Genomic DNA, 15,382 nt, shown 5'->3' on the forward strand with positions numbered 1-15,382 from the left:
AGTCCCAGTAGCCGATACTGCTGTTGCCGAGTGTACCGTAGTTGGCACGTATCTTCAAATCGTCAATCCAAGGCACTTGAAAGAACTTTTCTCCACTGATGCGCCAACCCAGTGAAACGGAGAGGAAGTTTCCCCAACGGTCGTTTTTGGGCAGACGGGAAGTGCCGTCGCGGCGGGCAGTCACCTGTGCCAGATATTTGTCGGCATACGAATAGTTGATTCGTCCGAGGTAGGAAATCAGGGCAGATTCACCATAATTACCGCCTGCGGTGGTGTTGCCGGTAGCGGCATCGAGTGAAGTGATGTATTTGTCGCCTATCATCAGCGGGTCTAATTTCGTTATCCAGCGCTTTTCTTCGTGGAACTTGTTGTAGGTGATACCGAACAGAGCATTCACATCGTGCTTACCGAATTTATGCTTGAAGTTATAGGTTTGCTCAATCAATATGTCATGATTCTTGGCGCTGTCGTAACCTAAGCTCGCGGCATCGTCTCCCTGCCCCATCGTCCAGTTACCTTTCTTGCGCAATGAGTTGGTGATACCCATATAACTCTTGTAGGCTACATTCAGTTTGGCATCGAACATCCCGAAGAGTGATATCTGTCCGTAGATGTTTCCTGTCAGGTACTCTTCTTCGTTGTTCTGCACATACAGGTTTTGCATGGCTACGGGGTTCAGACCGTATGTGTTTGCGCGGTCTACGTCACCATATCCGTATCCTCCGGGATGTGATTCATCATATACCGGAATTGTTGGTGCTATACCGATAAAGTCACTCCAGGGATTGCCATTCAGGTTTTTCCGGTCCGACTTGGTGTAGTAGAAGTTCTCTCCATAGGAGAAGATGCCCTTCTGTCCGCTTGTGTTGATGCGAAAACCGTATTTGTCATACTTGGTATTCAATAGGGCGCCGTCGTCGACCATGCGGTTCAGTGAGGCGTAGTACTTTACCGTTTTGGAACCGCCGGACAGAGAGACGTTGTAGTTCTGTAAAACACCGGTGCTCAGCATTTCATCCTGCCAGTCGGTATTCCCGTCGTAGTGGTTTTGGCGTTTGGTAATGCCTGAGACACCTGCCAGTATAGCTTCGTCGTAGGCGCGGTCGTTGTAGATTTTATAAGTCTCGGCATCCATCAGGTCGTAACGGGGTAGCCAGCTTAGTGTCAGTTGGGAGTCGAACTTTACTTTCAAGTCACCTTCTTTACCCTGTTTGGTGGTGATGATTACAACACCGTTGGCTGCACGCGATCCGTAGATGGCCGCTGATGAGGCATCTTTCAATACCTGGATGGATTCAATATCTTCCACATTGACACCCAAGTCACTGCCGCCATAGGCACCGTCGATGATGAACAGCGGGTTATTGTTCGTCAGACTGCCTAAACCGCGGATTGTGATGTTGGCATTGGAGCCGGGCTGACCGCTGCTCGTAATCTTTACACCGGAAGTCAGACCTCGCATAGATTCCACTACATTGCCCGAAACGCGTTCGGCCAGAGCATCTTCCTTGACGGTAGATATGGAACCCAGCAAATCTTTCTTCTTTACAGTACCGTAACCGATGACCACTACTTCGTCCAGTAGTTTGTTTTCGGGCTCCAGAGTGATGTTGATGACGTTGCCGGTGCCCACTTTCACCTTTTGTGTGGCAAAGCCGATGAAGCTGAACTCAAGGGTAGCACCTTGATTGACTTTAATCTGGTATTTACCATTCATATCGGTGGTGGTTCCGTAGGTACGGTCGCCATCTTTTGCCAGGATAGATACCCCGGGAAGTGTCTCCCCGGTGTTATCATTTACAATTCCTGTGACATTGACTTGTGCGTACAAGTCGAACGAACACATGCATAGACAGAATAATATTGCTTTAATTAGTCTCATGTATTAAAAATTTTAGGTTGAACGAAAATGTATATTTAGTTCAGGCAATTTCCTCTTTCACTCGATGAAGTTAGAAAAAGAAAGCATTAATTTATGAGATCGAGTGAGAGCCGGATTAATTGGCTCCGGAGATGATAATTGCTCCTAAACCGGATATAAACAGAACGAACATGCAAGCCAGAAGGATATTTACCGTCCGTGAAGAGCCTTTGAACTCTTTCCAGATAAATATGCCCCACAAAGCTGCAATCATAGGCGCTCCCTGTCCCAAAGCATACGAGATAGCCGCGCCGGCTTTCCCTGCTGCAATGTAACTCAGAGCCGTACCTAATCCCCAGATGGCTCCTCCCAACACTCCGACCATGTGTGTGCTGAATTTGCCTTGGAAGTACTCTTTATAGCTTACCGGAGTACCTACAAACGGCTTCTTCATCACGATGGTGTTGATAATGAAATTGCTTATGAAGATACCTATTGCGAATATAAAGAATGCCGAATACGGAGTAGCCATTGCGGGAGTAGGCGACTCAAAGTTATTTAAGTCCATGGCAGCGGCAACGAACCGGTAGAAGAAGGACATCAGTACACCTGCTATGATGGCGATAAAAATTCCTTTCTTATTCGTACTGCTTCCTTTCTTATTCATCTTTCCGGCAGCTATGGCATTGAAAATAATGGCCAGTACCACTAGCGCCACACCACTGAAAAGGATTACCGCATCACCTTTGGGCTCGCCAAAGTAGTTGACGAAAACCCCTAATACCAGTGCTATGCCAACTCCCAGAGGGAATGCTACTGTAAGCCCGGCCATCGAGACGGAAGCTGACAGCAGGATATTGGATAGGTTGAATATAACCCCTCCTGCAAAAGCGCTTGCATAGTTCTCCATACTGATCTGTTTCAGATCTTCAACGAAACCACGTCCGGCATCTCCCGTACTGCCCAGCGTGAATCCTAAAAGGAGGGAGAAGACCAGGATACCGATAACGTAATCCCAGTAGAACAATTCGTAACGCCAGGTCTTCCCGGCAAGTTTCTGTGTATTACCCCACGAACCCCAGCAGAGCATCGTGATAACGCAGAAAATAACGGCTAATGAGTAACTGTCTACAATAAACATGGTATTAGAATTTAAAGTTATTATTTATAAAACATCTATTTCTTTGCGATAGGGCAGGGCGGACTGTGCTCCCATGCGGGTCACTGTGATGGAAGCGCACTTATTGGCAAACTTCACGGCATCCAGCACGTTCATGTCTTCGGATAGGGCTACGCATAGGGAGCCGCAGAAGGTGTCTCCGGCAGCCGTGGTATCTACCGCTTTCACTTTGGGGACGGAAACCTCATGGTATTCGTTGTTTTCCTTAATCAGGGCTCCTTTGGACCCCATTGTGATAACGACAATGTCCACTCCTTTGGCGCTGATGATGTCCGCAGCTTTCCGGGCACTTTCCCAGTCGGTCACTTTGACTCCCGAAAGGATTTCGGCTTCCGTTTCGTTGGGGATAATCATATACAGGTTTTGCAGCAGCTTGTTGGAAAGCGCGCGGGCGGGTGCCGGGTTCAGGATAACCTTGATACCCTGTTCGCTTGCTATCTGGGCTGCGTATTCCACTGTTTCTATGGGAATTTCCAATTGCATCAGCAAGATATCTCCTTTTTCGATGACGGGCTGTGCTTTCCGGATATCTTCGGGACTCAGTGAACCATTGGCTCCGGAGGCAACAGCGATACTGTTTTCTCCGTTCACGTCTACCATAATCAGTGCTACTCCGGAAGGGAGGGTAGGGTCTGAATAGATATTTTCAACGTGAATTCCTTCGTCTTCGTACTGCTCTATGGAACGTTTGCCGAATAGATCGTTACCGGTCTTGGCTATGAAGTACACATTTCCTTTTAATCGGGCAGCCGCTACAGCCTGGTTAGCCCCTTTACCTCCGGGGTTCATCATGAAACTGCCACCCATTACTGTTTCTCCGGGAACGGGGAGACGGTCGGCTTTGATGACCATATCTGTATTACAACTACCTATTACAATGATATTTTTGCTCATGGCTATTAATTAGTTTAAGATTAAGTAATTCGGAACTGTGCTTTCTTTTTCTATGCCAAATGTATGCGATAGATAATTCATAAGCAAACAAAAAGTGCACAAATATAATACTGGTAAATTTATATAATATCGTTAAGTTAAGTGTTAAATGGTTGATACGTAACGCTTTTTGTGTGTATGTATGTGTGGTTCTTTAATATTTGTAATATAGCCAAAGCCTATATTATTCCGTGAAAAGATTGTTTCCTTTTGTTTTTTTCTCTACCTTGCTTTCGTTATTTCAAAATCTACTAATGCTATGTTAAAGTCCGAATCGCTTATCCAATTGATAAATAGTCTCACGAAGCAAGAGAAGAAAGAATTTTCTATCTATATATCCAATAAGCCGGAGAAAGACTATATTTTCCTTTTCAGATTGATTGATGATAAGAAGATCAGTGATCCTGAAGAACTGAAACAGTGTTTCCTGAAGGCAAAACCCACTTCTTCTTTCAATACGGTGGTTATTTATCTGTTCGACTTGCTGATAGAGATATTGACGGAGTTGCGGACAGAACAGGATAGTTATTATCTGCTATTCAATGAGCTGCTTCATGCCAGAGTATTGTATGAGAAGTCCATGTATCAGGAATGCTTTCAGGTATTGAAAAAGGTGAAGGAGAAGGCCGTTTATTATGAAAACCATTTTGCGTTACTTGTGGCGCAGAGGCTGGAACTGAATTATCTTCTGACGCTGGATTTTGAGGAAGTGGACGAAAAGAAGCTGCTGAATAAACAATATAAAATGAAAAGTACACTGAAAAGTATCAGTCAACTGAATGAGCAGTCTTCATTGTATGAGTTATTGAAGCATAGGATGCTGAACAGGGGAGCTTCACGTTCGTTGGAGGAGACTCAGAAGCTGGATGACCTGGTGACCAGTGAGATAAGTATCGTGGCCAGTGCAGGCGTCGAGAACTTTGAGATAAAGAAGAATCACCAACTTTTCCAGGCCAATTACTTTGTGACGGTGGGAGATTACAGAGCTGCGTTCAATTCGTTTGTGGAACTGAACAAGTTGTTTGAAGAGAATGCCCATCTTTGGAATAATCCTCCGGTATATTATCTGATGACGGTAGAAGGAATGTTAGAGAGTCTTCGCATTATGCACAACTATGAGGGTATGGATTACTTTATTGAGAAGTTGGAGAAACTGTCTTCGCCGTCATCGAGTTTTCAGTTGAATGTAACTTATGTGATATTCATATACAGGTTATTCTCCTATATCGATAGGGGAGAGTTTGAACAGGCTGGTTTGTGGATTGCTGAACATCAGGCTTCGCTGATTGATAAAATGGCATTATTAAAAGAGCAGCAACAGGCGGAAATGTCATTGTACATTGCTCTTGTTTATCTCGGGAATGGGGAGTATAGAAAGGCAAGAAAACGCTTGAGTGCAACTATCGGGAGGGGGCACCTGTATTCTCTTCCACTGTTTCGTACCATTCGGATTGTGAATGTGATGATTCACTATGAACTGGGGGATATTGACTATATTCAGTCGGAACTCCGGTCTATCAAGCGTGAAATGTCCAAGAATAAAGGGCATAATCTGAAGGTGGAATCGTTTTTGCTCAAGTTTCTGAACTATTCTTTTGTGGATAAGGACCGGAAAAAGAGGGCGGAGATATGGGAGAGTATGGCGGAAGAAGTCCGTGCCTTGTATACTGATAAGTATGAAACTCAGATATTGCGTAAATTCGACTTTGTGGCGTGGGTTGAGGCTAAGATATTTGAAGTGCCATTAAGTGATATACTGAAACGGGAACATGCTTCAAAGAGTAAATGGCAGCGTAAATAGCAAACCGATGGCTGAAGAATCCTGTATAAGAATATTCTTCAGCCATTTACTTATGTTGTTTTCTTCATTCTTCTATGCCTTCTTCTTTCCGTAGAAGAACATAAAATATACCCCTATAATCACAAACGGAACACTCAGCCATTGTCCCATATTCAGCGACATGCTGTTTTCAAAGTCTACCTGGTTCTCTTTCAGAAACTCTACGAAGAAGCGGAATACAAAGATTTCCGTCAGGCAGAGGCCGAAGAAGAAGCCACGATGCAGCTTTTTGCCATAGTTCTTATACAGGAAAATCATAATCAGGAAGAAGATGAAATAGGCGATGGCCTCGTAAAGCTGTGCCGGATGGCGGGGCAGCATATCCACTCTTTCAAATACGAATGCCCAGGGCACATCGGTTGCTTTGCCGATGATTTCGGAGTTCATCAGGTTGGCAAGACGGATGAAGCAGGCGCAGATAGGGGTGGATACGGCTATCATGTCCAGCACGTCCATGTAGTGCATCTTCATTTTGCGGCAGTACATCCAGAGGGCGATAATCAATCCAAGGGTACCACCGTGACTGGCAAGTCCTGCGTAGCCTGTCCACTTCCAGCCGCCTTCGGGTGGGAATTGTATAGGCAATATCATTTCCCAGAAGTGATGCAGATAATATTCCGGCTGATAGAACAGGCAGTGTCCCAGCCGGGCGCCGATGAGGATACCGAAGAAGCAATAGAAGAACAGCGGTTCGAACTTCGCGTCGCTGATTTTCTTGTCTCTATACTGGTAGCGGACTACAAAATAGGAGCATGCGATACCAATGACCCACAACAGACCGTAGTAACGGACGGGTACATGACCGAACAAATTGAACAGTTCGGGATTGGGGTTCCAGTTGATGGTTAGTAATGAGAGCATATTTTCAATTATATTGGTTATAGATAAGTTTATTTACTTTTTATCGCTTGTTTCTTTCCATAAAAGAGCATGAAGTATATTCCAATGATAACGAACGGAACGCTGAGCCATTGCCCCATGTTGAGAGTCATTGTATTCTCGAAATCCACTTGGTTTTCTTTGAGGAACTCCACAAAGAAGCGGAAGACGAATATCTCTGTCAGGCAAAGACCGAAGAAGAAGCCGCGGTGTAGCTTTTTGCCGTGGTCTGACTTCTTATATAAGTAAATCATTCCCAGGAAGAAGATGAAGTAGGCGATTGCTTCGTAAAGCTGTGCCGGATGGCGGGGTAGCATATCTACCTGTTCGAAAACAAAAGCCCAGGGCACATCGGTTGGCTTGCCAATGATTTCAGAGTTCATCAGGTTGGCAAGGCGGATGCAGCAGGCGCAGATGGGGGTGGCTACGGCTATCATGTCCAGCACGTCCATATAGTGCATCTTGGTTCTGCGGCAATACAGCCACAAGGCGATGATTAGTCCCAGGGTGCCGCCATGACTGGCAAGTCCTCGATAGCCTATCCACTTCCAGCCTTCGTTCGGAAATTGCTTGATGGGAAGTATCATTTCTATGAGATGATTCTGATAATAGCTCCAATCGTAGAAGATGCAGTGCCCTAACCTTGCTCCGAGGGTGATGCCGATTACGCAATAAAAAAAGAGCGGGGTGAACTTGTCTTCGCTGATTTTTCGGTCGCGGTATTGGCGCTGGACTATGATGCAGGCAAGTACGATGCCGATGCCCCACAGTAGCCCGTAGTAGCGGAGGGGGAAGATTCCGAAGAGGTTGAACAGTTCGGGGTCGGGATTCCAATTGATAGTCAGCGGTGATAGCATAAATGTATCTGATTATATGGTTTATTGTTTGAACTTCTCCGCCACCATCCTGTACGTCGGAATATCAATCCCCTGTTCTTCTGCGGCAGCAATCATATCAAAAAGCAACCCTTGCACCTCACTTTCGTGTCCCTTAGCCATATCCTTCTGCATGGAAGCGGTGCTTTCCGGGTCCAGCTTGTCGATAACTTTAAGATTATATTCTACAATGTCTTCCTTGAGTTCAATGCCGAGTTTAGCGCCCAGTGCGGCACTTTCCTGAGACAGTCCGATAAACGTATTGCGCACCTCTCCGGGCTTCTGTACTTCGCCCATAGGCACATCGTAATAAGCTCCGGTGACAGCCATAGCAGAGATGAAAGACCACTTCACGAAAGTGTCCTGGTTGATGTCGGGAGATATCTCGGCTTTGATGCCGCTTTCCTGCAAATCTTGTTGTATCGTTTCCAACGTTCCACGGGGAACAACCGTGCCTTTGTGTGCACCATAAACCAGACGGAATATCTTGCCCATTTGCGTGATTTCCCCTTTGCCGGACACGAAGCCGACAATGTAGATGCAGCCGTCCAGGACCGTCACTCCGGGCACCAGGCGCTGGATGCGGGGACCTGTGCCGTAGACATTGAGAATAGGGATTACGACCGTGTCCTTGTGGGCGGAGCGTTTTATCAACTCCGTTATCGAGTCTACGGAATAACCTTTGACACATACAAAGATGACGTCGGCTTTACCTGTATATTCTTCAGCAGTATAGGCCTTTATGGGTAGTGTATGTGTGCCTTTCAAGTCGGAATGCAGACGCAACCCGTGTTCGCGTATGGCAGCCAGATGTTCACCACGGGCAATGCAGGTCACATCTTTCCCGGCAAGGGAAAGAAAGGCGGCGATACTGCCTCCCACGCCACCTGTGCCGGCTATAAGGTATTTCATATTATTGTTCTCCATATTGTTGCAATGTACTCTATTTTACGTAGATTTCTTTTTCCATATAGTAAAGCCCTTCGCCCCGGTCGCCGTTCTCCAGGTCTTCCAATTCTACCTTGAAAACACGGTAAGGGAGTCCTGTTTTCGGATGCTTGGGGAAGTCCACGGTCAGCAGATAGGCATTGGCATATTCGTTGGCGTCAAAGTACTCTTTTATTTCCTGCTTCATCAATACGGGGACTTCTTCGCCGTCTATCCAGACTGTGACTTTCAGTTGCTCGGGTCGGGGCGCCCACTGTGATTCTTTGGCATCCTTGCTTTGGGACTCTTGCTTGATGTCGCCAAGAGTCTCACCGTGCAGTATGGATTCGGGCTTTGCCTTTTCCATCCATTGGTAGAAGCGCGTCAGGCTCATGGGGCGGACGTATATCTGATAGGTGGGCATGGCACCGGGAATGCGGAAGACGCGTAGGCCGTAAGCTTCCATACGGTTGTAGCGGATGTTGAGCGTAGTGTCGTGGTCGGCGATGAAGTCCCAAGCCCAGAACTCCAGGCGGTGTTCTGCTTCGGGCAGACCGCTTTTCATGGCGATATGTGCATAAGAGGGGAGATAGATAGCGGATACACTCTGATATTTGCCTTTAGGTACGCGGGCAGTGTAGTGCCCGTCTTTGTCGGTGATGGCTTCTATGACAATGTCGAACTGCGGGTTTTGCCACCAAACACTGGCACTGTCTATCGGTTGTCCGTCATAGTCCGTCACGCGACCGGAGATGGTCACTGAGTCTTGTTGCTGTGCATAAGCGACACTGCACAGAAGCATGACGAGTAGAGTGGAGAAAAGTTGCTTCATGATTGGTTTGCAGTATTATTCTGTGATTAAATCGCCCGCCACTTGGCGGACGATTTATAATGAGTTCCGTAAATCAGACGTTGAACCGGAAGTGCATGATGTCTCCATCCTGCACTACGTATTCTTTGCCTTCCACGCCCAGCTTTCCGGCTTCGCGTACGGCGGCCTCGCTGCCATACTGGATGAAGTCTTCGTACTTGATAACTTCGGCACGGATGAATCCTTTTTCAAAGTCGGTATGGATAACTCCGGCGCATTGCGGAGCTTTCCAGCCTTTCTGGTAGGTCCATGCTCTCACTTCCATTTCTCCGGCGGTGATGAAGGTTTCCAGATTCAGCAATTGGTAGGCTGATTTAATCAGGCGGCTTACGCCGGATTCTTTTAATCCTACTTCTTCGAGGAACATCTGGCGGTCTTCGTACGTTTCCAGCTCGGCGATGTCGGCTTCGGTCTTGGCGGCTACAATCAGGATTTCGGCATTTTCGTCCTTCACTGCTTCGCGCACCATTTCCACGTATTTATTGCCATTCACTGCGCTTGCCTCGTCCACGTTGCAGACGTACATTACCGGTTTGCTGGTCAGGAGGAAAAGCTCTTTGGCAATCTTCTGTTCGTCTTTGGTCTCAAACTGCACGGTGCGTGCGCTTTTGCCTTGTTCCAGTGCCTCTTTATACTGCACCAGTACATCGTAAGCCAGCTTGGCAGCTTTGTCGCCACCTGTCTGTGCTTGTTTCTGCACTTTCTGGATGCGGCTTTCAATGGTTTCCAAGTCTTTCAGTTGCAACTCGTAGTCGATGATTTCCTTGTCGCGCACCGGGTTGATGCTTCCGTCTACGTGTGTCACGTTTTCATCGTCGAAACAACGCAGCACATGGATGATAGCATCCGTTTCACGAATGTTTGCGAGGAATTTGTTACCCAGTCCTTCGCCTTTGCTGGCGCCCTTTACGAGTCCGGCAATGTCTACGATTTCCACCGTAGTGGGCACGATGCGTCCCGGATGTACCAGTTCGGCGAGCTTCGTCAGGCGCTCATCGGGCACGGTGATTACACCTACATTCGGTTCTATTGTACAAAAAGGGAAGTTTGCCGCCTGCGCTTTTGCGTTGGACAAACAGTTGAAAAGCGTCGACTTGCCTACGTTCGGCAGGCCGACAATACCACATTGTAAAGCCATTATCTATTTCGTTATTACTTTGTTTTCTGCCTGCAAAGATAGGTATTCTTCTGTTTATTGCCTTATAGATTGTACATTTTTACCATTGGGAGATATTTGTTTTCCTCCGGGAGTTAGTGATAAATGCAGGTAGGTTTGTTTTTGAGGGAACGGGAATAGAACTTAATCAGTGAAATCCATATCTAAAATATATTCATAATCCGTGTAGAAATGAATTAAAGACTGCTGATGGACTTTTTTATTAGTTTGCTGATAATCAGCGGATAGTATTTACCAACTGTTTACTGCAAGATGTAAAAGCATTTACCGCTGCATGTAACGGCTTTTACCCCTTATTGTAACGCTCTTTACCTCGGTATGTAACGACCTTTACCTCGGCATGTAAATGGAGTTACCGTGTGGGGGGTACAAAGTTATCATTTGGGGTGAACAGAATTTCTACGAAGGGAATGCCTAAGAAAGGAGTTAGCTATTGCATTTAGTTCATTTCTTCTCGGTTATGAATATAATTTTAGGCGCGGATTACGCGGATTACACGGATTAATGGCTGCGCTATCACACTATATTACAGAAAAAGAATCCGTGTAATCCGCGTAATCCGCGCCTAAATTATTAGCAGCATTTAGTTCATTATTTTTCCGTAATGAATCAGACGGCTGGTGATGAGTGATTTAAAATAAAAATATGGCAAAATGTATCAAGGTAAATAATTTATAACTATATTTGCCCCATGTTCACTATAGCGTAGTGAGCTTGTTATATTTAACAAAAGCGTTATTGAAATTATCTTCATACATCAAACTTCGCAACTTTGATTATTCCCGGAGATAGTAACAACAACGCTCACGTCTTTGTTATATACCTGCATCTTCCTTCAAAAGGGGAATGGTGTGTCTATATACATAATTGACGTGAGTAGCTGTTGTTTATCCGGGAATAGGGCATTGCGAAGGCCTGATGTATGGATAAACAGATACAGCGACTCACGTTTTTTTTATGTTAAACTTTAAACAATTAAGTGTATGACAACAGACAAGCAAACCCAGAAAGAGACCTACGAAGCCCCTTCCATGGAAGTAATCAAAATGGAGAATGAAGGTGTAATCGCGGCAAGCAGCGAAGGTTACAACCCCGTTCAAACGAAATCTTACTCTAACAGAACTTCTACACGCAACTATGGTTCTGCATCAAGCAGTGATTTGGAAGATTTAATCAATGACATTCTAACCATAGAAAACTAAGGAGGAACTCTATTATGTTAAGACTACGAAAACTCATGCAAGTTGCCTGCACAGCAACTGTTGCTTTGACCGTATTCAGTTGCAGTCAGGACGAATTTGAAATGACCAATGAGAAAGGAAACACCACCATTACGGCTACTTTTGAAGGTGCGGGCGGTAATACCCGTACCACGGTAAATGATCAATATCAGATTGTATGGCAAGAGACCGATGCATTGGCATTGTTCTGTGCGGACAATTCTAAAACGACGCTTAGTTATCAAAGCGGTGCGGGAACAACCTCTGCGACTTTCACCGGAAGTGTAGAAAGTGGCAAGACCGCATCTTTCTCCATCTATCCTGACCAATCGGCTATGAGTGTAAGCGACAATACGTTGACTATGACCTTGTCCGCCACCCTTGAAAAATATGCCGGTTCGAGCAACGGCCCGATGTATGCAAAAGTAACGGATGCTGGTAATTTAAGTGCTCTTTCCTTCAAGCATATGGCAGCCTTGATTAAGCTGACGGTAAACAAAATACCGGCAGATGCTACGACTTTCAAGATTACCGCATCCAATAATATCGCGGGAACTTGCACGGCGGACTTAAGTGCGGAATACCCTGTATTGACAATAAAGAATGAAAGCGCCAGCAAGACTATCACTGCTACTTTCGATGCTTCATCAAGCACTACTTCACGGAGTTTCTACATTCCATTACCCATAGGTACTTATCAATTCATTACAGCCGAACTGACCAATGGAAGCGACAAAGTGTACTTTACCAAGACTTTGAATGACAAGACGCTTAACCGCAGAGACTTGCTGGAAGTTCCGGCTTTGGACTGTGTTACGGTAGAGGCAACCACACCAAGTGCACTTAACGAAGCTTTAGCAAACAGTAGTAACCTTCCGCAGACAGCACCGGAGAAAAAAACTACTACAGACATTGCCATAACCGGAGAGTTTGCCACAGCAGAACAAAGTTCCGGAATCGAGATACCTGTAGTGGAGAATTCCGATATTAATCTGGCTTTTAATTCAGTCCCCGGCACAAGCAAGGGGGCATTACAACTGACGGACAAGAATAAGGAAGGCCAGACGGCCCCCGCAGAAACAGCCACTAACAAAGTCTCACTGGCAATTCCGGAGGTAAGCGGCGGTGGAACCAGCGCCCCTTCTGTCGCTATTGATATGCCACGAACAACCGTTACCCTGAGTGCGGTGGGTGCAACGGCTACCTACAATGAAGTGACCGTTACCACCGCCAAACAAACATTAGTGGTAAATGCCGGAGTAACGGTTAAGAAACTGACCATCAAGGGCGGTAACGTAGAAATCTATGGAACAGTAGAAGAATTGGTGCGTGATGGCAGTAACAGCGCAACTGTGGATGTCGCTTCTTTTGGAGCCGCAAACATCAAAGCGGTAACCAATCCTGAAAACTTTAAACTCACTTCTACTTGGGATGGAATCTCTCAGGTGGAAGCTACAAACGGTAATATCTATACGGCTGCACAACTGGCATTTTATCAGTCGAAAACAGCTCCCAGCAACGTCAATTACAAGTCACTTCCGGTGACATTGACTGCTGAAACAACGACTCTGTATGCTGATGTTGACCTTGCCGATAAGCCATGGTTGGGTATGGTTATCAATGGAAAAATATTCGACGGAAAGAGTCATACTATTAAAAACTTGAATATGAGCCAGTATATCATGAACCAGCAGGAAACCAAGTATACCCCACAGGCTTGTATCGGTCTGTTTGCTGTTGTATATGGTGCTGCCACCATCAAGGATATCACACTGGACAAAGTAACCATTCGTCCCGATGCCTCAGTCTCTCCCAAATGGGTAGGCGCACTGGTGGGTTATTCAAGAGGCAATGTTACCAAGTATGAGAATTGCGTTGCCAAAAATGTGGAGATCTTTACCCATGGTGCAACCTCTTACCGTGTAGGTGGTCTGATTGGCTATATCGAAGCGGATGGAGCGGCAGCCAATACTGCAACGGCCACACTGAAAGGTTGTAAAGTAGAGAAAGCCTCTATAGCGGCATCCTTCGGGTATGGAGGCTTGGTAGGTTCTATGTATGACAGTGTGACGTTTGAGGATTGTTCCACAAAGGATATCACTCTGAGCCTGAACGGTGAATGTGATAACACTTACGGATATGTGTCCGGCTTTATCGGTGACATTGCCAATAGCGGTACCAAGGCGCGAACTGTCATCATTAAGAACTGTACTACAGATGCTTTGACTAATGAAACTGCTTTGAAAGTTCCGATGGGCGGCTGTAAATGGTGCGGTATTGTAGAGCTGGAATCAGTTCCTAATTTTACGATCAAAGTAACGGAGAATAGCGGAACAGAAAAAACGTTAGTTGCCGGTACGGACTTTAATATAGTCAATAATATTCCGTGGGATGGTAGTTGCGCCTTTGAACCGAAATGCAAAGACAATGTTTATACTATCACTGCTCCCAGCGAGTTGGCATGGATAGCCAAACAAGTGGAAAAGAACAATACATTTGAAGGGAAAACCATTCAATTGTCCAATGATCTGGATATGGGTAATAAAAGTTGGAAACCGATAGGTGATAATTCAGCGCATAAAACGATCAACATGAGTAAGCATGAGGTTGAGTACGTGAAAACCGTGAAATACTTCAAGGGGACTTTCGACGGTAACAATAAGACCATCAGCAATCTTACGGTCAATCACAAATATCCTGGAGCCGGTCTATTGGGCAATGTACAAAATGCAGTCGTTAAGAATCTGAATGTCACTAATGCCACTATTAATGGAAGCTCCAAATGGACAGCTGTTATAATAGGTTTCTCCAATGGAAGTCTGACAGTAGAAAACGTAAAGGTCAGCAATTCTGAGATAAACATGGGAAGTGATACGGATGGTGCTGTAAAGCTGGCAGGTATTGTATCTTATATGAATGGAAACAATACTGAAGACATTCATTTGAAAGGATGTTCTGTATCTGATTTTACAATTAACGGTGGAAGTTATAACATTGCCGGATTGGCGGGGTATATTATTGAAGCCAAATCATTCATCATAGAAAATTGCCAGACAAGCAATATAACAATGAAGGTATCTGATACTAAATATGCCAATAAGGTAAACTATAGCTCGCCATTCCTTGGTTGTTTCGGGGTTACGGCAAGTCAGCAGGCGTCTTCAGCCATATTCAAGAATAATACGGTCAGCGGAACCTATACCTATGATGGTAGTGCGGTCAATCTGGGTAGTTTTACTATAAGCGATGCCGGTAAGGCAAATGATAGTAATTATAGTAGTTTTGTCTGCGCTCCACTATTTGGAGATTGCGATGCTACAAGTATGGACATTACTATTAATGACAATGTTTATGCTTATAGCAATGGAAAATATATTCAGAAGCAGGATTAAAATGATTGCTTAACAGATAGAAGAGGATGTGTCGAAACTAAAATCCGCTATCATATAGCTCTGTCATTCTGAACGCAGTGAAGAATCTACTTTTTATGTGTTCAGGAGAAGAGATTCTTCACTGCGTTCAGAATGACAGAATAATACGCTTTATCAGATTCTCGACACATCTTCTTTTTTTTAGAAAAGAGCAGGATTACGTAAGTTCTGAGATATATTCTTTGCTT

The 15,382-nt window shown here is 45.3% G+C and carries 11 protein-coding genes; 3 read left to right on the forward strand and 8 right to left on the reverse strand.

Annotation, left to right across the window (positions count from 1 at the left end; translation table 11 throughout):
- The 3 genes from QZ135_RS19865 to rbsK all read right to left on the reverse strand — a co-directional run.
- Positions 1–1,882, reverse strand: a 1,882-nt coding sequence (locus tag QZ135_RS19865) for a SusC/RagA family TonB-linked outer membrane protein (protein ID WP_294613428.1), incomplete at its 3' end; no start/stop codon positions are given.
- A 115-nt stretch (positions 1,883–1,997) separates the two neighbouring features.
- A complete protein-coding gene (locus QZ135_RS19870; protein WP_294613431.1) occupies positions 1,998–3,002 on the reverse strand; it encodes a GRP family sugar transporter in 1,005 nt (334 codons plus the stop codon).
- A gap of 24 nt (positions 3,003–3,026) precedes the next feature.
- Entirely contained in the window at positions 3,027–3,935 is a 909-nt protein-coding gene (rbsK, locus tag QZ135_RS19875; protein WP_294613433.1) for a ribokinase, read from the reverse strand.
- Between the two features lie 298 nt (positions 3,936–4,233).
- Between rbsK and QZ135_RS19880 the strand changes: the two genes are divergently transcribed.
- A complete protein-coding gene (locus QZ135_RS19880; RefSeq protein ID WP_294613436.1) occupies positions 4,234–5,775 on the forward strand; it encodes a hypothetical protein in 1,542 nt (513 codons plus the stop codon).
- 72 nt (positions 5,776–5,847) lie between these two features.
- On the opposite strand, the gene lgt (QZ135_RS19885) is transcribed toward QZ135_RS19880, so the two are convergent.
- The 5 genes from lgt (QZ135_RS19885) to ychF form a co-directional block, all read right to left on the reverse strand.
- On the reverse strand, positions 5,848–6,684 hold the full coding sequence (gene lgt, locus QZ135_RS19885; protein WP_294613481.1) for a prolipoprotein diacylglyceryl transferase: 837 nt from the start codon (positions 6,682–6,684) through the stop codon (positions 5,848–5,850).
- Positions 6,685–6,704: 20 nt separating this feature from the next.
- Positions 6,705–7,550: a prolipoprotein diacylglyceryl transferase gene (gene lgt / locus QZ135_RS19890; protein ID WP_294613439.1), complete on the reverse strand. Its 846-nt coding sequence runs from the start codon at positions 7,548–7,550 to the stop codon at positions 6,705–6,707.
- Between the two features lie 21 nt (positions 7,551–7,571).
- Complete coding sequence (locus tag QZ135_RS19895) at positions 7,572–8,495, reverse strand: ketopantoate reductase family protein (protein WP_294613442.1); 924 nt, start codon at positions 8,493–8,495, stop codon at positions 7,572–7,574.
- A 16-nt stretch (positions 8,496–8,511) separates the two neighbouring features.
- Positions 8,512–9,327: a carboxypeptidase-like regulatory domain-containing protein gene (locus QZ135_RS19900; RefSeq protein WP_294613445.1), complete on the reverse strand. Its 816-nt coding sequence runs from the start codon at positions 9,325–9,327 to the stop codon at positions 8,512–8,514.
- Between the two features lie 73 nt (positions 9,328–9,400).
- Entirely contained in the window at positions 9,401–10,504 is a 1,104-nt protein-coding gene (gene ychF / locus QZ135_RS19905; protein ID WP_044534838.1) for a redox-regulated ATPase YchF, read from the reverse strand.
- Between the two features lie 1,022 nt (positions 10,505–11,526).
- Between ychF and QZ135_RS19910 the strand changes: the two genes are divergently transcribed.
- Positions 11,527–11,745, forward strand: coding sequence for a hypothetical protein (locus tag QZ135_RS19910; protein ID WP_007661268.1), 219 nt, complete (start codon positions 11,527–11,529; stop codon positions 11,743–11,745).
- 14 nt (positions 11,746–11,759) lie between these two features.
- Complete coding sequence (locus tag QZ135_RS19915) at positions 11,760–15,155, forward strand: hypothetical protein (protein ID WP_294613452.1); 3,396 nt, start codon at positions 11,760–11,762, stop codon at positions 15,153–15,155.
- Positions 15,156–15,382: the final 227 nt, after the last annotated feature.

The sequence above is a fragment of the uncultured Bacteroides sp. genome, from assembly GCF_905207245.1.
Lineage (GTDB): Bacteria > Bacteroidota > Bacteroidia > Bacteroidales > Bacteroidaceae > Bacteroides.